The sequence below is a fragment of the Luteibacter sp. UNCMF366Tsu5.1 genome (genome assembly GCF_900119235.1).
Taxonomy (GTDB): domain Bacteria; phylum Pseudomonadota; class Gammaproteobacteria; order Xanthomonadales; family Rhodanobacteraceae; genus Luteibacter; species Luteibacter flocculans.
Window position 1 is genome coordinate 1,160,195 of record NZ_FPIS01000001.1, and the last position, 17,760, is coordinate 1,177,954.

A 17,760-nucleotide genomic window follows, 5' to 3' on the forward strand; every position below is an offset into this window, starting at 1 on the left:
ACGACTCAGCCGGGCAGCTTCGAAAGGCTGGGGAATGCGTTACGGCCGGCGTAGCGGGCCTTGGCACCCAGCGCTTCTTCGATGCGCAGAAGCTGGTTGTACTTGGCCACGCGATCGGTGCGGCACAGCGAACCGGTCTTGATCTGCGTCGCGGTGGTCGCTACGGCGATGTCGGAGATCGTGGTGTCTTCGGTTTCACCGGAGCGATGCGAGACGATAGCCGCGTACTTCGCGCGATCCGCCATGGCAATGGCTTCCAGCGTCTCGGACAGCGTGCCGATCTGGTTGACCTTGATCAGGATGGCGTTGGCGATCTTCTTTTCGATGCCTTCGGCGAAGATCTTCGGGTTGGTCACGAACAGGTCGTCGCCGACGAGCTGGATGCCTTCGCCGATGGCCTTGGTGAGATGTGCCCAGCCGGCCCAGTCGCCTTCAGCCATGCCGTCCTCGATCGTGACGATGGGGTACTGCTTCGACCACGAGGCCAGCGTGTCCACCCATTGCTCCGGCGTGAACACCTTGCCCTCGCCTTCGAGATCGTACTTGCCGTCCTTGAAGAACTCGGAGCTGGCGACGTCGAGGCCGAGCAGGATGTCGCTGCCGACCTTGTAGCCTGCCTTGTTCACCGCTTCCAGGATCGTGTCGAGCGCTTCGACGTTGGACTTGAGGTTCGGGGCGAAACCGCCTTCGTCACCCACCGCCGTGTTGAGGCCGCGGCCTTTCAGCACCGACTTCAGCGCGTGGAATATCTCCGCACCGTAACGCAGCGCCTCGGCGAAGCTCGGCGCGCCCACCGGCAGCACCATGAACTCCTGCACGTCGACGTTGTTGTCGGCATGCGCGCCGCCGTTGATGATGTTCATCATCGGCACCGGCAGCGAACCGCCACCATCCACCATCAGGTACTGCCACAACGGCTGCTTGCGCGACGCTGCGACGGCATGGGCCGCGGCCATGGACACGCCAAGCAGCGCGTTGGCGCCGAGCTTGCCCTTGTTGTCGGTGCCGTCGAGGGCGATCAGCTTCGCATCGAGCCCCTTCTGGTCGGCGGCGTCGAAGCCGTCGAGTGCCTTGGCGATGGTGGCGTTGACGTTCGCCACCGCGTTCTTCACGCCCTTGCCGCCGTAGCGGCTCTTGTCGCCGTCGCGCAGCTCGACCGCCTCGCGCGTGCCCGTGGAGGCGCCGCTGGGTACGGCGGCACGGCCGAACGAACCGTCGGCCAGGGTGACCTCGGCTTCGAGGGTGGGATTGCCGCGGGAATCGAGGATTTCGCGGGCGTGAATGGTGGTGATGGACGTGGTCATGCGCTTCCCGTTACGAGTTGGAATGACTGAAGAAGGTACCGACCAGCACGAGACCGGCGGTACCGACGAGGATGAATGCATTGAGCCCGAGCCCGATCGCACCGAAGGTGCGACGGCGGTCCTGGCGGCGCACGGCGATGAAGCCGAGGATCAACCCAGCGAGCGACAGCGCCAGAAAGAAACAGAGCACGAGGCCGATGAGCCCGAAGACGAGGAGGTTTTGCCCCGCTTCCCCGGCACTGACGAGCAGGGCGGAAAAGGCGATGCCCGTGAAGACCGCGGCGCCGGAGACCAGGGCGATGGCGAACGACGCGATACCGTGACCGGACTGCGGCATGCGTGCCGCACGTTGACGCGACGCGCCGACGTCGTCGATCCCGTTGTCATCTGTCATCCGGCCCGTCTCCCCGGGAGCCTCGCGGCTCCACCGTTGGGTGCCGGCGCGAAGGGCGCCGGATCCCGTCAATCATACCGTCCCGCGGGAGCGATCAAGCGTGATGGGCGAACCCGCGACGCTTTACGGCCTGGTCGAGTTCCATCAGGGTCTCGAGCAACTCTTCCATCTGGTCGAGCGGCCAGGCGTTCGGGCCGTCGCTCAGCGCCTTGGACGGATCGGGGTGGGTTTCGGCGAACAGCCCGGCGATGCCGACGGCCACTGCCGCGCGGGCCAGCACGGGAACGAATTCGCGCTGGCCGCCGGAGCTGGTGCCCTGCCCGCCCGGCAACTGCACCGAGTGGGTGGCGTCGAAGACCACCGGGCAACCGGTTTCACGCATCACGGCGAGCGAACGCATGTCCGACACCAGATTGTTGTAGCCGAAACTGACACCGCGCTCGCAGACCATGATGTCGTGGTTGCCCACGTCGAACGCCTTCTGCACCACGTTCTTCATGTCCCACGGCGCGAGGAACTGGCCCTTCTTGATGTTCACCGGCTTGCCGGCGCGCGCCACGTTCTGGATGAAGTCGGTCTGTCGGGCGAGAAAGGCCGGCGTCTGCAGAACGTCGACAACAGCCGCCACTTCGTTCATCGGCGTGTATTCGTGCACGTCGGTGAGGACCGGCACGCCGATCTGCTTCTTCACCGCATCGAGCACCTTGAGGCCTTCTTCCAGGCCCGGGCCGCGAAAGCTCGACCCGGACGAACGGTTGGCCTTGTCGAAGCTCGACTTGAAGATGAAGTGGATGCCCAACCGATCGGTGATTTCCTTCAACTTACCGGCCACGTCGAGCTGCAGTTGCATCGACTCGATGACGCAGGGGCCGGCAATCACGAACAGGGGCTGGTCGAGACCGGCTTCGAAACCACAAAGCTTCATGCGGCAGACTCCTCGGAACGGACGGCCAGTTTTTCGCCGTCGCGGACGGCCTTGTATTCGCGCGCGGCACGGACGAATCCGATGAACAGCGGATGCCCTTCGCGCGGCGTGGAGGTGAATTCCGGATGCGCCTGGCAACCGAGGAACCACGGATGGACCTGGCGCGGCAACTCGACGATCTCCACCAGCAGGTCGTCCATCGACTTGCCCGAGATCACGAGGCCAAGATCCTCGAACGACTGGCGATAGCGATTGTTGAACTCGTAGCGATGACGATGGCGCTCGCGCACCACGTCTTCGCCATAGAGTTCGCGAGCGAGCGTACCGGCCTTGAGACGGCACTCCTGCGCGCCGAGACGCATGGTGCCGCCGAGGTCGGAGCGCTCGGTGCGTACTTCGGTCTCGCCGCTGGCCGTGGTCCACTCGGTGATGAGCGCGATGACGGGGTCCGGCGTGTTGCGATCGTTCTCGCTGGAATCGGCCTGAGTCAGGCCCGCGGTGTTGCGCGCGAACTCGACCACCGCGGCATGCATGCCGTAGCAGATGCCGAAGTACGGCACGCCCGCCTCGCGAGCGAACTGCGCGGCGAGGATCTTGCCTTCGAAACCGCGCTTGCCGAAGCCGCCCGGTACGAGGATCGCGTCGGCGTCGCCGAGCACGGTGCGGGCGCCACGCGCCTCGACGTCTTCGGAATCGACCCAGCGCAGGTTGACCCGCGTGGATTGCTTGATGCCGCCGTGGCGCAGCGCCTCGCCCAGCGACTTATAGGCGTCCTTGTGCTCCACGTACTTGCCGACGATCGCAACGGTGATCTCGTCACGCGGGTGCTCCACGGCTTCCACCGTGCGCTCCCAACTGGACAGGTCGGCCGGGCCGGCATCGAGGCCGAGACGCTTGATGACCAGTTCGTCGAGGCCCTGCTCGTGCAACCACATGGGCAGCTTGTAGATGATGTCGACGTCGATCGTGCTGATGACGGCGTTCTTCGGCACGTTGGTGAAGAGCGCGATCTTGTGACGCTCGCCGTCCGGCAGCGGTTCTTCGCAGCGGCAGAGCAGCACGTCGGGCTGGATACCGATCGAGCGCAGCTCCTTCACCGAGTGCTGGGTCGGCTTGGTCTTGATCTCGCCCGCCGCCTTGATATACGGCACCAGGGTGAGGTGCACGAACATGCACTTCTCCGGACCATGCTCGATGCGCAACTGGCGGATGGCCTCCAGGAACGGCAGCGACTCGATGTCGCCGACGGTGCCGCCGATTTCCACCAGCGCCACGTCGAAGCCGCGTGTGGCTTCGTGGATCGAGTGCTTGATCTCGTCGGTGATGTGCGGAATGACCTGCACGGTGGCGCCGAGGTAATCGCCGCGGCGCTCCTTGCGGATCACCGACTCGTAGATCTTGCCGGCCGTGATGGAGTTCTTGCCGGTCAGGCGCGTGCGGACGAAGCGCTCATAGTGGCCCAGGTCGAGGTCCGTCTCCGCGCCATCGTCGGTGACATAGACCTCACCGTGCTGGAAGGGACTCATGGTGCCCGGATCCACGTTGATGTAAGGATCGAGCTTCATCATGGTCACGGAAAGACCGCGCGCCTCGAGAATGGAGGCGAGCGACGCCGCCGCGATGCCTTTCCCGAGGGAAGACACCACACCGCCGGTCACGAAAATCAGGGGAGTCATGCGAGCAGCCAGTGCTGGAAATTTGTATTTTACCTAAGCGGCGCGCCGCTCGCGAGTGGCACCTGAACGATACCGCCAGCGGCGATGCGTCGCGGGGCGCTCGCCGGCTCGATCTGGTGCCCAGTCAGCCGCCCGCGCGCTTCCCACCGGCGTTTCTCTCGCTACCATGGGGCGATGAACGCATCCCCGATCGCCTCCCGTCTCCAATCGCTTCGCGCCGCCATGGCCCGCGAAGGTGTCGCCGCCGTCGTCGTCCCCTCGGCCGACCCGCATCTTTCGGAGTACCTGCCGCCGCGCTGGCAGGCCCGCGAGCGCTATTCCGGTTTCACCGGGTCGGCCGGCACGCTGGTCGTCACCGCGACCGGGGGCGGCCTCTGGACCGACTCCCGCTATTTCTCCCAGGCCGAGGCCGAACTGGCGGGAAGCGGCCTGCCGCTGATGAAGCTGAACGTGGCGCACACGCCAGAGCACGTGGCCTGGCTCGCCGAGCACCTGGAGACCGGCGACATGGTGGCCGTGGCAGGCGACAGCCTCTCGGTGGCCGGCGCCGAGAACCTCGCTAAAAAGCTGGAAGCCGTCGGCGCCACGCTGCGCACCGACCTCGACCTGCCGGGCGCTGCCTGGGACGACCGCCCTGCCCGCCCGTCGGCGCCCGTGTTCGCGCACGGCGCCCCGTTCGCCACCGTCGAGCGGGCGGACAAGCTGCGCCACGTGCGCACGGCGATGCGCAAGGCCGGCGCCACGCATCACCTGCTGTCGAGCCTCGACGACATCGCCTGGCTAACGAACCTGCGTGGTGCCGACGTCGAGTACAACCCGGTGTTCCTGGCACACCTGCTGATCGGCGATGCGGGTGCCACCTTGTTCGTCGACGCGGCCAAGGTAGCTGCCGACGTGAAAGCCGCGCTGGCGGCCGATGGCATCTCGCTGGCCGACTACGCCACCGCCGCGTCCGCGATCGCCGCTCTGCCGGACGAGGCCACGCTCCTATACGACCCGGCCCGCGTCGTCGTCGCGCTGCTGGAAGGCGTGCCGGCCAGCGTCAAGCATGTTCGGGCGGCGAATCCGTCCACGGCGCAGAAAGCGCGTAAGACCCCGGAAGAACTGGACCACATCCGCGATGCGATGCGGCGCGATGGCGCCGCGCTCGTGCGCGCCTTCCGCCGCATCGAGACCGGCCTCGCCGCCGGTGAGCCACTGACCGAACTGGACGTGGACACCATCGTCCGCGAGGCGCGTGCGGCACAGACCGGGTTCGTGGGCGAAAGCTTTTCGACCATCGCCGGCTACGAAGCGAACGGCGCGCTGCCGCACTACCGGGCCACCGAAGCGGGCTTCAGCGCGCTCGCTGCGAAAGGGCTGCTGCTGGTGGATTCGGGCGGCCAGTACCTGGGCGGCACCACCGACATTACGCGGATGCTGGCTCTGGGCCCGGTGACGGACGAACAGCGGCGTGACTCCACTCTCGTGCTGAAGGGCATGATCGCGCTGTCCCGCGCTCGCTTCCCCAAAGGTGCCAGCGGCCCGCAACTGGACGCCCTGGCACGGGCGCCGCTGTGGGCCGCCGGTATGGATTTCGGCCACGGCACCGGCCATGGCGTGGGCTACTTCCTCAACGTACACGAGGGACCGCATAGCATCCGTCCACCCGTCGCGGGCGGCGCACTGGTGCCGTTGGAAACCGGCATGATCACGTCGATCGAGCCGGGACTGTACAAACCGGGCCGTCACGGCATCCGCCACGAGAACCTCGCCGTGGTGACCCAGGCCGACAGCACCGAGTTCGGCGAGTTCTACGCGTTCGAGACCCTGACGCTGTGTCCGTTCGATCGGCGCACGTTGGAACCGCGCCTGCTGGAACCGTCCGAGCGCGCATGGCTGGACGACTACCACGCCACGGTGCGGGCCGCCCTTTCCCCACTGCTCGACGGCGCCGATCGCGAATGGCTCGAATGGCACTGCGCGCCGCTGTGATCCCCTTGAAACGCGCCGCAGCGGCGAAAGCCGCCATGCAGCGAGGGAAATTGCAGGTGGCGACTGCTTGCCGGTGGGAGCCAGCCTGCTGGCGATGGAAGCTTGCCTTGCCGCTACACCGCTCCGTTGGCTTTTCGCCACCAGGGTGGCTCCCACCATGCTCTGACTTCGCCACCAGGGTGGCTCCTGCCCTCGCTTCGTAGGCTTCTCGCCGCCATGGCGGCTCCCACAATTTCGTGCCGGCCGATCTCACCGCGTGACATGGGGGCCAGGCAAACTTGACCGCCCTTGCCCCTCGCCCCATCCTGCCCGGCTACGAACGAGCAACGCATCCGATGAACACTCGCTACAACGCCTCAGACATCGAAGTCCTCAGCGGCCTTGACCCGGTCAAGCGCCGCCCCGGCATGTATACCGACACCTCGCGGCCGAACCATCTGGCCCAGGAAGTCATCGACAACTCCGTGGACGAGGCGCTGGCCGGTCACGCCAAGACGATCGAGGTCACCGTCTTCAACGACGGCTCGGTGGAAGTGAGCGACGATGGCCGCGGCATGCCGGTGGACATCCATCCGGAAGAGAAGGTGCCCGGCGTCGAGCTGATCCTCACGCGCCTGCATGCGGGCGGCAAGTTCTCCAACAAGAACTACGCCTTCTCGGGCGGCTTGCACGGTGTGGGCGTGTCCGTGGTCAACGCGCTCTCCACGCGCGTCGACGTCACGATCCGCCGCGACGGCCAGGAATACCGCATGGCCTTCGCGCATGGCGATCGCGCCAGCGACCTGGAAGTCATCGGTAGCGTGCCGAAGAAGAAGACCGGCACCACGCTGCGCTTCTGGCCGGACCCGAAGTATTTCGATACGCCGAAGATCCTCGTCTCCAAGCTCAAGCATCTGCTGCGCGCCAAGGCGGTGCTCTGCGCGGGCCTGACCGTGCGCTTGACCGAGGAAGGCGGCGAGACCAGCGAGTGGTACTACGAGGACGGCCTGTCCGACTATCTCCGCGGCGAACTGCAAGGCGCCGAGGCGTTGCCGTCGGACCTGTTCGTGAAGCATTTCGCGCGCGATACCGACGCGCTCGACGTCGCCCTGGCCTGGTTGCCCGAAGGTGAACTGGTCCAGGAAAGCTACGTCAACCTCATCCCCACGGCGCAGGGCGGCACGCACGTCAACGGTCTGCGTTCCGGCCTGACCAACGCCATCCGTGAATTCTGCGACCTGCGCAACCTGCTTCCGCGCGGCGTGAAGCTGGCGCCCGAAGACGTCTGGGAGCGCCTCGCCTTCGTGCTCAGCGTCAAGCTGCAGGACGCGCAGTTCGCCGGGCAGACGAAGGAGCGCCTCTCGTCGCGCCAGGCCGCCGGCATCGTCGAAGGCGTGGTGCACGATGCTTTCAGCCTGTGGCTCAACCAGCACGTGGACCTGGGCGAGAAGATCGCCCAGCTCGCGATCGAGCGCGCAAGCGCGCGTTTGAAGGCCGCGAAGCAGGTCGTTCGCAAGAAGATCACCCAAGGCCCTGCCCTGCCCGGCAAGCTGGCCGACTGCGCTGCCACCGACCTGACCCGCACCGAGCTGTTCCTGGTCGAGGGCGATTCCGCCGGTGGCTCGGCGAAGCAGGCACGCGACAAGGACTTCCAGGCGATCCTCCCGCTGCGCGGCAAGATCCTCAACACGTGGGAAGTCGAATCCGGAGCCGTGCTGGCATCGCAGGAAGTGCACGACCTCGCCGTCGCCATTGGCTGCGACCCCGGCAAGGACGACCTCTCCGGCCTGCGCTACGGCAAGGTCGTCATTCTCGCCGACGCGGATTCGGATGGCCTGCACATCGCCACCCTGCTCTCCGCGCTGTTCCTGCGCCACTTCCCGTCGCTCGTCCGCGAGGGCCACGTGTTCGTGGCGATGCCGCCGCTGTTCCGCGTCGACGTGGGCAAGCAGGTGTTCTATTGCCTCGACGAGGAAGAAAAGCGCCTCATGCTCGAAAAGGTGGAGCGCGAGAAGATGAAGGGCGCCGTCAGCGTCACCCGTTTCAAAGGCCTCGGCGAGATGAATCCCGCGCAGTTGCGCGAATCCACCATCCATCCCGACACACGCCGCCTCGTGCAGCTCACGGTCGACACCGACGACGGCACGCAGAAGCTGATGGACATGCTCCTGGCGAAGAAGCGCGCGGGCGACCGCAAGCAGTGGCTGGAAGACAAGGGCGATCTGGCGACCTTGGAAGTCTGAGCGCTCACGGTGTCGGCGGGTCCGGCGGTTGCAGAACGGCCTGATCGTCCTTGATGTACTCGAAGGTGGCTGGGCCGCCGATCTCAGTTGCGGGCGTCCAGTGAATGATCGGCACCCAGCGGTTCGCCTCTTTCGCGAAAGCCTCCTGATCGCTCTTGGCGGCCCCTATACGCTTGCGGATGGCGTCGCTGCGCGAGAGCCGGTCCGCGACAGGTGTTACTTTGCCGCAGTCTTTATCCGTGTAGAAGCAATTGTCCCGGTAGAAGAAGGCTTCCACGGGCATATGCGCGCCGACATCCTTAGGCCATGCCGTCACGACGACCTCGTTGCGCACGAAGATATTCATCTTTTTGCGGACGTCCACAGCCTGCTGCCATGCCTCGGCCGTGTTCGTCTGTCGCCAGTCCTCGACACCGAAGGCACACTGGTTCTCGTCGTTGGTGAATTTCGCCATCCACGTCTTGTCCGAATAGATGCCCTGGTCCTGGCAGATTTTCTGCGTTGTGGATTTCGGCCTGCCCTCAACGGGGATCGTACGATCGGTGACACACCGATCCGGCGCTCCCGTCCAGGCGTCCTGGGGGAAGATGCATCGCACCATGAGTTGGACATACCCTTTCCCCGACGGGTAGTCAAACCATGGATAGACGATAAACCCGTTGGCCGAAGGATAGTTCTCCGGGAAATTGGAATCCTGGCGCAGCCACGAGAACGACACGCCCCACGCGGCCGTGTCAGGGCTCGGAGTCCAGGAGAAATACTTTGGCGACGAACTCGTGGAACGCATGAGGATGCCGGAACACAGGAACGCGGGATGCGGGTGCCCGGCCTTGTTCTTCCCGCAATCGTATCGAGTGTCCTTGAAGCGTGTCTGCAAGTTCTCCGCCACCTTCTTTCCCGAGTAATCTTTGGTCAAGGCCGGCGACACGACATCCGCTTGTTGAAATCCCGTCGACTGCGCATCGGGAAAGCAACTCACCCATACAAACGCCAGCGCGGCCAACGGCCTCGTCCATCGCGTATTCATATGCACCCCCGTCCCTGGAAATGTCCGCACTCAATGCGGATGAAAACTTCGTTTGATTGGCCTCGGCGTTTGCGGCTCGGTTGGATTTCCTGATCGACCGGGGCGCAGGTGCGCGTCGCGAACCCCGACGGTTAACTGACCGGCGCCCAGCGAGTCACCGACATCCAACGCTGCGCGTGTTGAAAGAAGGCGTTCTGACCGAACGCTCCTGCAGATGCTGCGTCATTAGGTCCCGATTCGGTTGGGGGCGCTATCACAATGGACGGCGTGCGTTGCAGCGCGCAGCCCGCGAGCAAAGACAAGGCGACAATCGCGAACGAGCGGAACGATGTCGTTCCATGATCCGTCTTCCCTATCCGTGGGAAAAATCCAACTCGATTGTGCAGCAGACGAAATGGCCGGGCGATACGCCATCGGCTGTAAGCGCTGCTGCTTCCTTTTCGGCAGGGAAAAAGAAAAACCCGGCCGAAGCCGGGTTTCTCGTGGATCAGCGGCGCGCCCGAATGGCGCCTATCAAGGCGCGCGTGGCGCCGTCGAATTGAGCGAGGTCGCCCGGGTCCTTGTCGTTGGCCAGCGACGGGTAAATCTGTTTCGCGATGACCTTGCCCAACTCCACGCCCCACTGGTCGAACGCGTTGATGCCCCACAGGTGCCCCAACAGGAACACCTTGTGCTCATACAACGCGATCAATGCACCCAACGAGTGCGGCGTAAGTGCGTCGAGCATGAACACCGTGCTCGGGCGATCGCCCTTGAAGGTGCGCTGTGCTGCCAGTGCGCGGCGCTCGGCCTCGGTACCCGTCTTCGCCTCGGCGAGCGCCTCGTCGAAGGTCTTGCCCAGCGAGAGCGCGGCGGCTTGTGCAAGCAGGTTCGATAGCAGCACATCGTGGTTCTCGCGCAGCGGATGCGCCGGCTTCACCAGGCCAATGAATTCCAGCGGCACGGTATCGGTGCCCTGATGCAACGCCTGGAAATACGCGTGCTGGGCATTGGTGCCGATGCTGCCCCACACCACGGGAACCGTGGGCTGCTGCACCTCGCTGCCGTCGTCCGGATGCACGTGCTTGCCCAGGCTCTCCATCTCCAGTTGCTGGAGGTAGGAAGGAAGATCGGCCAGCGAATCGACATACGGCACGACCGCGCGGCTGTTGCGGCCCAGGATGTTGCGGTTCCAGACTTCCGCAATGGCGAGGAGCACCGGAAGGTTGTCCTGCCACGCCGCAGTACGGAAATGATCGTCGGCCTCGGCAGCGCCGGCGAGAAGCTCGCGGAAGCCCTGCATGCCGATGGAGAATGCGATCGAGGCGCCCACGGCGGACCACAGCGAGAAGCGTCCGCCGACGTAGTCCCACATCGGGAGCACCTGCGACGCGCCCCACTTCTGCACCGCCTCGACGTTGGAGCTGACTGCGATGAAATGCCTGGCGGTCTTCTTTTCGTCGCCGTCGTTGGCCTTGAGGATCCAGTTACGGAAAACGCCACCGTTGAGCAGGGTTTCCTGCGTGTTGAAGCTCTTGGAGACGAGGATGACCAGCGTGTGCGCGGGATCGAGCTTCTTCATCAGGTCGGTCGCGGCCTGACCGTCGACGTTCGTGAGGAAGTGGCTGCTAATGCCCTTCACGTGGAACTGTTCCAGCGCGTGGACGGCCAGGCGCGGGCCCAGGTCGGATCCACCGATGCCGATGTTCACCACGTCGGTGACGCCGTCGATCAGGCCGACCGAATGGCCTTCGCCCTTGTGCACGGCATTGACGAGGGCTTCCATCTTGTCGAGCGCGTCCGCAACGTCCTTGCGAACGTCGGCCGGTGCCGCAGGATGCCGCGATGCGCCACCGCGAAGTGCGGTATGCAGCACGGCGCGGTCTTCCGAGGTGTTGATGTGCTTGCCTTCGAACATTGCATCGCGCGCGGCTTTCCAGCCGGTGCTTTCGATGTACTCGCCAACCGCATCCAGCGCGGCCACGTCGAGCTTCTGGCGAGAGACGTCGAGAAGGATGGGCCCCATGCGGCGGCGCAGGCGCTCTCCGCGGGCCTCGTCTTGAACGAGGTCACGGAGGTGCGTCTTGGCGAGACGGGAGGCGTGTTCCTCGAACGAGGGCAACGGGACGTGCTTTGATTCCATGGCTTCCACTTGGCTGCAACGGAGGGAAGACGGAATCTTACCGCAGTGCAGCGTAAGCGGATTGTATGTTCCGGGAGTCGGCGGCCACGGGCCGCCTGTAAGTCGGCCGTTGCGCGGCCTGTGAACCGTAAGTAAGAGCTGATCGTCGCGCGCTCTGCTTACTGTTCACTGCGCGTAGCGCGATTTACAGGCCGCGCAGCGGCCGACTCACAGGCAGGGCCCAGCCCGCCGACTTACGCCGCCTGCTTCGGAATCGCGTGATTCGTGTGCGTGATGATGTTGTTCGAATCGACGTACACGAGGTCGGGCTGGTACTTGGCCAGCTCCGCTTCGGACAGGCCGACGAAAGCGGCAATGATGATCAGGTCGCCGGTCGACACACGGCGGGCCGCACTGCCATTCACCGAGATGATGCCCGAGCCCTCTTCCGCGCGCAGTGCGTAGGTCACGAAGCGCTCGCCATTGCTGATGTCCCAAGCGTGGATCTGTTCGTATTCGCGAATACCTGCGGCGTCCAGCAGGATGCCGTCGATGGCGATCGACCCTTCGTAGTTCAGCTCGGCGTGAGTCACCGTGGCGCGGTGGATCTTGCACTTGAGCATGTTGAGGTGCATGGCGGTCTCTGGGGTGTTGTTGCAAAAAAACGCCCATTCTAACGGAGGGTGGCCCGTCCGTCGTGAGGGCTGCCTCTGTCGGTGCGCTTTATGGGGGAGACGGCCCGGAAACGCAAGTCCCGGACCGTGAAGGGATTCAGTCGAACGAGAGGTTGTCGATGAGCCGGGTGCCTCCCAGTCGGGCGGCTACCAAGGCGATCAGACCCTCGCGATCCTCCTCGCCAGGCTCGGCCAGGTCGTCGGCCCGGCGGATCGCCACGTAATCCGGCACGAAGCCGGCCCGCTCCAGGCGGGCCCGGGCGGCCTGCTCCAGGGCCTGCCAGGCATGCCCCTGACGGAACAGCTCGCGCATCTGGACCAGCGTGGCGTGGATCTGTGGCGCACGGGCACGTTCAGCCGTCGACAGGTACTGGTTGCGGGAGCTCATCGCCAGACCGTCCTCATCGCGCAGGGTCGGTGCGGACATCACCTTCACCGGCAGCGACAGGTCGCGGACCATCCGCTCGATCACCTTCAACTGCTGGAAATCCTTCTGGCCGAACACGGCGAGATCGGGTTGGACGAGGCTGAAGAGCTTGGCGACCACAGTCGCCACGCCATCGAAATGACCCGGTCGGTGGGCGCCTTCCAGTGTCTCGGTGATGACCGGCACATGGATGCTTACGCTGGCCGCGGCACCGAACGGATACATGGTGCTGACGTCCGGAGCGAAGAGGATGTCGCAGCCCGCTTCGGCGAGCCCTGCCTGATCTTGGGCCAGCGTACGCGGGTAACGCTCGAAATCCTCGCCCGGACCGAACTGGGTAGGATTGACGAACACGCTCGCGACCACGCGATCGGCGCGAGCACGCGCCAGTTTCAGCAACGAATGGTGGCCGGCGTGGAGATTGCCCATGGTCGGTACGAAGCCGACGGTCTGCCCGGCGGTACGCCAGCCCCTGATGGCGGCGCGCAGCGCGGCGGCATCGGTCACGGTCTGCATTGGAATGTCCTCAGGTAAAGCTGTGCTCGACGCTGGGGAAGCGCTTTTCGCGCACGTCGGCAACATAGGCGCCGATGGCGCCCTGGATGGAATCGCGTCCAGCGAGGAAATCCTTGGAAAAACGGGGTCGCTTGCCCGGGGTAAGGCCCAGCAGGTCGTACACCACCAGCACCTGGCCGTCGCAATCCACGCCTGCACCGATGCCGATGGTCGGAATGGACAATTCGGCCGTGATGCGCGCGGCCAGCGCGGCCGGCACGCATTCGAGCACGAGCAGATCCGCCCCGGCGGCCTCGACCGCCTTGGCGTCGGCCAGCAGCGCGGCAGCCGCTTGCTCGGTCTTGCCCTGCACCTTGTAGCCGCCGAACTTGTTCACGGACTGCGGCGTGAGGCCCAGATGCGCGCAGACCGGAATGTCGCGCTCGGCCAGCGCAGCGATCACTTCGCAGATACGCCCGGCGCCTTCGATCTTGACCATCGCCGCGCCGCCCTCGGCAACGAGGCGGGTCGCGGCGTCCATGGCGGTCGGGACGTCGCGGTCGCTCATGAACGGGAGATCGGCCACCAGCAGCGCGGACGACAGACCTCGCGCCACGGCGGCGGTGTGGTAGACCATGGCATCGACCGTCACGGGCAAGGTGCTCGACCGGCCCTGCACCACCATGCCCAGCGAATCGCCCACCAGCGCCACGTCGACACCGGCGGCATCCAGTTGGGCGGCGAAACTCGCATCGTAGGCGGTGAGCATCACGATCTTCCGGCCTTCCGCTTTCATTGCTTTCAGGCCCGGCACGGTCACCGGCTTGCGCGCCGGCGCACTCGTTTTTTCGACGTACACGCTCTTGTCGCCTCATGGGTAGAAAGACGGATTGTCCGCCTACCCGGCCGCTATCTCAAGGAATCCACGGCGCGGCGCGCAGGCGCGCCTCCCAGGCCGCTTCATCCAGCCCCTGGTCCGCGTCGCTCGGCGCGAGACGGGCAAGCGTTTCCGGGGTCGCGGCGCGCCGGGCGAAGCAGAGACCGGCGTATCGTTCGTACTGGGCGAGCGTGCGCCGGGTGCCCAGCCACGGCACGGGCACAGGCGGCTTTTCGCCCATGCCGAAGGCCGCTTCCACGGCGGCCATGGCGCGCACACCCAGTTGACCGCCGTCCAGGGCGGTTTCACCGCGAGCGCGCGCCAGTGACTGGTCCTCCCAGACTTTCGGCGCACCCTCGCGTCCGTAGTAATGCCAGAGCACGTGACGGTGGGGATGAAACAGGTCGTAGCCGTGCGTATAGGCACGCACGGCAAGCGTGATCTCTTCGGTATTGAAGTAGTGATCGGGATCGGCCGGCACGTCGCGCACGATGCTGCCATCGGCAAACGCGAAACCGCCGCTGAAGAATCGCGCGCGCACCGGCCGGGTCGCTGGCGGGTGGATGGGAGTGGATCGGGTGCGAACGACGCAAAGCCCACCAAAGGCGACGAAATCCATCTGATGGCTTTCCTCGCAGCGTTCCGGCATACGCTCGCCCGGTACATAGGCCGGCGGATGCCCGACCAGCACGGGGCGCGGATAGGCCGGACAACGCAGGTCTTCGAGCATCTCGATCAGGTCACGATCCCAGTGCCGGGCGAAGCGGTGATGAGAATCGAGCTGCAGGGAATAATCCTCATCGCAGAACCCTTGCTGGGCCATCGCCCGTGCCCAACCACAGCCACGCGATTCGTCCATGGCGTAGTCGAACAGTTGGATCGTTGCGCCCCGCCGACGCAGCGTATGCCGCAGACGTCCCTTGAAGACGTCGCGGGTCACGCTGAAGCCACCATCCATGAAACGCGTGGGATCGTCGAAGGTATCGTGCTGCCAGCAAACGCTTACGCGCAGTCGCTGCGGGCTGCTCGCCCGTTCGATCATATCGACCAGCGTGGGCAACAGTTCGGCATCCCGGTAAGCGGGAATCTGCACAAAAAGGGTCTTGCGATCCGCTGCGTCCATGCGCTTCCTTGCACTCGCCTTCCTGGCGTCGGAGCGATGCTACGCCGGTGGCGGGAGCCTAAGGAAGCGGTTCGCAGCCCTGCGTACCAAGCGTTTCCAGCAACGCCGACACGGAGCCTTGTCCGGCAACGACATATCCCTCGTCGATATCCGCCAGAGGCAACAGCACGAAGGCGCGCTCGGCCATGCGCGGATGAGGCACGTGCAGGCGGTCGTCGTGCAGCGTGACGTCGCCGTAGGAAAGCAGGTCGAGATCGAGCACACGGGGCCCCCAACGCTCGCCATCGCGCACGCGGCCGAAGGCACGTTCGGTGCCCAGCAGTACGTCGAGCAGAGCGTGCGGCGCGAGGTCGGTCTCGATCCGGATCGCCGCATTGACGAAATCCGGTTGTGGCACCGGGCCCCAGGGCGGCGTGCGGTAGAACCGCGAGCGCCCCGTGATCCGGATACCCGAGTGCTCGCCGAGTCGAGCGATCGCTGCATCGAGGATCAGCCGGGTCTCGCCGAGATTGCCCCCCAGGCCGATGAAGGCGCGAACGCTCACGCGCCGCCCGAATCGCCCTTGCCGCGCCCGGCAGGCTTGCGCCGACGCCGACGCTTGCGCACTGCGGCAGCCGGGGCGGTCGCTTCGTGCGCGGGAACCCCGCCGCCGCCCAGCGCGGCGGCGAGCATCTCGGGCGGCAACTGCTGGGCATGCGCCCACCACTCGCCCAGTTCGCGCATGCCCGGCGATTCGTGCGCACGCAGCAGCAGGAAGTCGAACGCAGCGCGGAACCGGGGATGCGACATCAAGCGGAAAACACGCTTGCGGTGGATCTGCTCGAAACGCGGCTGCAGCGCCCAGATTTCTTCCATCGTGAAGGTGAAACGACGCGGAATCGCGACTCGCTGGCACTGCTCGCCCACCACGTGGACCGCCGCGCGCTGCCAGGCCTCGTTGGCGTCGTAGCCCTGGGCGATCCATCCCTGCGCCTGATCGCGAACCTCGCCCCACAGGAGCACCGCGTACAGGAAGGCCGGCGTGACGGACTTGCCCTCGGCGATGCGCGCATCGGTATTGGCGAGGCCCTGTTCCACGAGCGCGCGCAAGGCGTTGTCGCCGCGTTCGAGCGCACGCGCGGTGGCGGGAAAGAGGAACTTGAGCAGACCGCAGGCCTCGAGCATCTTGAAGCTCTTGAGGCCATGACCGCCAAGGAACAGCTTCAGCGACTCGTCGAACAGGCGTGCCGGGGCCGCTTCGCCCAGCAGGTGCCCAAGGGTGGCGAAAGGCGCCGCCGTCGCGGGATCGATCGTGAAGCCCAGCTTGGCCGCCAGGCGAGCCGCGCGAAGCATGCGTACCGGGTCCTCGCGGTAACGCTGCTCGGGATCGCCGATCAGGCGCATGCTGCGGTCTTCGAGGTCGCGCATGCCGCCGACGTAGTCGCGCACGCTGAAATCGGAGATGTCGTAGTAGAGGGCATTGACACGGAAGTCGCGGCGAACCGCATCCTCCTCGATCGTGCCCCATATATTGTCCCGGACGATGCGCCCGTCGACGATGTGGCGGTCGCCCTCGCCGCCTTCCTCCCCCGTGCCGCGGAAGGTGGCGACCTCGATGATCTCCGGGCCGAACACCACATGAGCCAGCCGGAAGCGCCGACCAATCAGGCGGCAATTGCGGAACAGCCCCTTGACCTCGTCGGGCGTGGCGTCGGTGGCGACGTCGAAGTCCTTCGGATGCCCGCCCAGCAGCAGGTCGCGTACCGCCCCGCCGACGAGATACGCGGCAAAACCCGCGTCGTGCAGGCGATAAAGCACGCGCAGCGCGGCCTTGCTGATGTTCTTGCGGGAAATGGAATGCTGTTCACGCGGGATAATGCGCATTACCGGCGGAACGTCACTCCTGGTATCGGGATTCAAGCGGTCGAAGTCCTGGCGGACGCTCTGGCGTCCGTTCAAGTGGCTGCCCCCCACCGGCAAGCGGTGTCGGGATGAATGGGTCAAATGTAACGAATTAGACTCAATTCCACGAGCGGCCCGGAAACCCATTGCCGCCTGCACGAATTTGGATATACTAGCGCGCTTCGTACTCTCAGTACGACCCGCTCCCTTCGTCTAGTGGTCTAGGACACCGCCCTCTCAAGGCGGGAACACGAGTTCGAACCTCGTAGGGAGCGCCACTTTATCCGGCATCGAACCCATCGCATGACCTTTGTCGTCACCGATAACTGCATCAAGTGCAAGTACACGGACTGCGTCGAAGTCTGCCCGGTGGACGCCTTCCATGAAGGTCCGAACTTCCTGGTGATCAATCCGGACGAGTGCATCGACTGCACGCTTTGCGAGCCGGAATGCCCGATCAACGCCATCTACCCCGAGGACGACGTTCCCGCGGGTCAGGAGGCGTTCGTTGCGCTCAATGCCGATCTGTCGAAGGACTGGCCGGTGATTACCGAGCGCAAGGACGGCCTGCCCGACGCCAAGGAATGGGAAGGCAAACCGGACAAGCTCAAGCTGCTGCAGCGCTGAGCCCAAACGCTCCGATACATCCCGATCCTGCCA

At 65.2% G+C, this 17,760-nt stretch carries 16 protein-coding genes and 1 tRNA gene; 5 read left to right on the forward strand and 12 right to left on the reverse strand.

Features of this window, described 5'->3' with window-relative positions; genetic code table 11:
- Nucleotides 1–5: 5 nt before the first annotated feature.
- From eno to BT115_RS05105, 4 genes are all read right to left on the reverse strand, one after another.
- Nucleotides 6–1,304, reverse strand: coding sequence for a phosphopyruvate hydratase (gene eno, locus BT115_RS05090; protein ID WP_072321407.1), 1,299 nt, complete (start codon nt 1,302–1,304; stop codon nt 6–8).
- A gap of 10 nt (nt 1,305–1,314) precedes the next feature.
- Nucleotides 1,315–1,698, reverse strand: a complete 384-nt coding sequence (locus BT115_RS05095) for a DUF6142 family protein (protein ID WP_072321408.1) — start codon at nt 1,696–1,698, stop codon at nt 1,315–1,317.
- Between the two features lie 94 nt (nt 1,699–1,792).
- Nucleotides 1,793–2,623, reverse strand: a complete 831-nt coding sequence (gene kdsA / locus BT115_RS05100; RefSeq protein WP_072321409.1) for a 3-deoxy-8-phosphooctulonate synthase — start codon at nt 2,621–2,623, stop codon at nt 1,793–1,795.
- On the reverse strand, nt 2,620–4,299 hold the full coding sequence (locus BT115_RS05105) for a CTP synthase (protein WP_072321410.1): 1,680 nt from the start codon (nt 4,297–4,299) through the stop codon (nt 2,620–2,622). Before BT115_RS05105 ends, kdsA begins: the two co-directional genes overlap by 4 nt.
- Before the next feature lie 174 nt (nt 4,300–4,473).
- On the opposite strand from BT115_RS05105, the gene BT115_RS05110 reads away from it, so the two are divergent.
- Nucleotides 4,474–6,273, forward strand: a complete 1,800-nt coding sequence (locus BT115_RS05110; RefSeq protein WP_072321411.1) for an aminopeptidase P family protein — start codon at nt 4,474–4,476, stop codon at nt 6,271–6,273.
- 335 nt (nt 6,274–6,608) lie between these two features.
- Nucleotides 6,609–8,495, forward strand: a complete 1,887-nt coding sequence (parE, locus tag BT115_RS05115; protein ID WP_072321412.1) for a DNA topoisomerase IV subunit B — start codon at nt 6,609–6,611, stop codon at nt 8,493–8,495.
- A 4-nt stretch (nt 8,496–8,499) separates the two neighbouring features.
- Here parE and BT115_RS05120 read toward each other — a convergent pair whose 3' ends face one another.
- The gene (locus BT115_RS05120; protein ID WP_072321413.1) at nt 8,500–9,498 is read right to left on the reverse strand and encodes a hypothetical protein; all 999 of its coding nucleotides are present in this window, start codon (nt 9,496–9,498) and stop codon (nt 8,500–8,502) included.
- Between the two features lie 362 nt (nt 9,499–9,860).
- Between BT115_RS05120 and BT115_RS18375 the strand changes: the two genes are divergently transcribed.
- Nucleotides 9,861–10,064 carry a hypothetical protein gene (locus BT115_RS18375; RefSeq protein ID WP_143144458.1) on the forward strand — a complete coding sequence of 68 codons (204 nt, stop codon included), beginning with the start codon at nt 9,861–9,863 and terminating at the stop codon, nt 10,062–10,064.
- On the opposite strand, the gene pgi is transcribed toward BT115_RS18375, so the two are convergent.
- From pgi to pcnB, 7 genes are all read right to left on the reverse strand, one after another.
- On the reverse strand, nt 10,010–11,644 hold the full coding sequence (gene pgi / locus BT115_RS05125) for a glucose-6-phosphate isomerase (RefSeq protein ID WP_072321414.1): 1,635 nt from the start codon (nt 11,642–11,644) through the stop codon (nt 10,010–10,012). The two genes, BT115_RS18375 and pgi, sit on opposite strands and share 55 nt — an antisense overlap.
- A gap of 233 nt (nt 11,645–11,877) precedes the next feature.
- Nucleotides 11,878–12,258 (reverse strand): aspartate 1-decarboxylase, encoded by a 381-nt coding sequence (gene panD, locus BT115_RS05130; RefSeq protein WP_072321415.1) that lies wholly within the window; start codon nt 12,256–12,258, stop codon nt 11,878–11,880.
- A gap of 136 nt (nt 12,259–12,394) precedes the next feature.
- Nucleotides 12,395–13,240, reverse strand: coding sequence for a pantoate--beta-alanine ligase (gene panC, locus BT115_RS05135; RefSeq protein ID WP_072321416.1), 846 nt, complete (start codon nt 13,238–13,240; stop codon nt 12,395–12,397).
- 10 nt (nt 13,241–13,250) lie between these two features.
- A complete protein-coding gene (gene panB / locus BT115_RS05140) occupies nt 13,251–14,078 on the reverse strand; it encodes a 3-methyl-2-oxobutanoate hydroxymethyltransferase (protein WP_072321417.1) in 828 nt (275 codons plus the stop codon).
- A gap of 55 nt (nt 14,079–14,133) precedes the next feature.
- Nucleotides 14,134–15,219, reverse strand: coding sequence for a GlcNAc-transferase family protein (locus BT115_RS05145; protein ID WP_072321418.1), 1,086 nt, complete (start codon nt 15,217–15,219; stop codon nt 14,134–14,136).
- A gap of 58 nt (nt 15,220–15,277) precedes the next feature.
- Nucleotides 15,278–15,763, reverse strand: coding sequence for a 2-amino-4-hydroxy-6-hydroxymethyldihydropteridine diphosphokinase (gene folK, locus BT115_RS05150; RefSeq protein WP_072321419.1), 486 nt, complete (start codon nt 15,761–15,763; stop codon nt 15,278–15,280).
- Complete coding sequence (gene pcnB / locus BT115_RS05155; protein ID WP_072322265.1) at nt 15,760–17,118, reverse strand: polynucleotide adenylyltransferase PcnB; 1,359 nt, start codon at nt 17,116–17,118, stop codon at nt 15,760–15,762. Before pcnB ends, folK begins: the two co-directional genes overlap by 4 nt.
- A gap of 184 nt (nt 17,119–17,302) precedes the next feature.
- On the opposite strand from pcnB, the gene BT115_RS05160 reads away from it, so the two are divergent.
- Nucleotides 17,303–17,378, forward strand: a tRNA-Glu gene (locus BT115_RS05160).
- 25 nt (nt 17,379–17,403) lie between these two features.
- Nucleotides 17,404–17,727, forward strand: coding sequence for a ferredoxin FdxA (fdxA, locus tag BT115_RS05165; protein WP_072321420.1), 324 nt, complete (start codon nt 17,404–17,406; stop codon nt 17,725–17,727).
- Nucleotides 17,728–17,760 lie beyond the last annotated feature (33 nt).

What these genes read in the sequence shown, in the direction of transcription:
- panD (WP_072321415.1), bottom strand. Translation starts at nt 12,258, where the DNA reads ATGCACCTCAACATGCTCAAGTGCAAGATCCACCGCGCCACGGTGACT.
- BT115_RS18375 (WP_143144458.1), top strand. Translation starts at nt 9,861, where the DNA reads ATGATCCGTCTTCCCTATCCGTGGGAAAAATCCAACTCGATTGTGCAG.
- pgi (WP_072321414.1), bottom strand. Translation starts at nt 11,644, where the DNA reads ATGGAATCAAAGCACGTCCCGTTGCCCTCGTTCGAGGAACACGCCTCC.
- fdxA (WP_072321420.1), top strand. Translation starts at nt 17,404, where the DNA reads ATGACCTTTGTCGTCACCGATAACTGCATCAAGTGCAAGTACACGGAC.
- kdsA (WP_072321409.1), bottom strand. Translation starts at nt 2,623, where the DNA reads ATGAAGCTTTGTGGTTTCGAAGCCGGTCTCGACCAGCCCCTGTTCGTG.
- BT115_RS05110 (WP_072321411.1), top strand. Translation starts at nt 4,474, where the DNA reads ATGAACGCATCCCCGATCGCCTCCCGTCTCCAATCGCTTCGCGCCGCC.
- panC (WP_072321416.1), bottom strand. Translation starts at nt 13,240, where the DNA reads ATGCAGACCGTGACCGATGCCGCCGCGCTGCGCGCCGCCATCAGGGGC.
- parE (WP_072321412.1), top strand. Translation starts at nt 6,609, where the DNA reads ATGAACACTCGCTACAACGCCTCAGACATCGAAGTCCTCAGCGGCCTT.
- BT115_RS05095 (WP_072321408.1), bottom strand. Translation starts at nt 1,698, where the DNA reads ATGACAGATGACAACGGGATCGACGACGTCGGCGCGTCGCGTCAACGT.
- BT115_RS05145 (WP_072321418.1), bottom strand. Translation starts at nt 15,219, where the DNA reads ATGGACGCAGCGGATCGCAAGACCCTTTTTGTGCAGATTCCCGCTTAC.
- BT115_RS05105 (WP_072321410.1), bottom strand. Translation starts at nt 4,299, where the DNA reads ATGACTCCCCTGATTTTCGTGACCGGCGGTGTGGTGTCTTCCCTCGGG.
- eno (WP_072321407.1), bottom strand. Translation starts at nt 1,304, where the DNA reads ATGACCACGTCCATCACCACCATTCACGCCCGCGAAATCCTCGATTCC.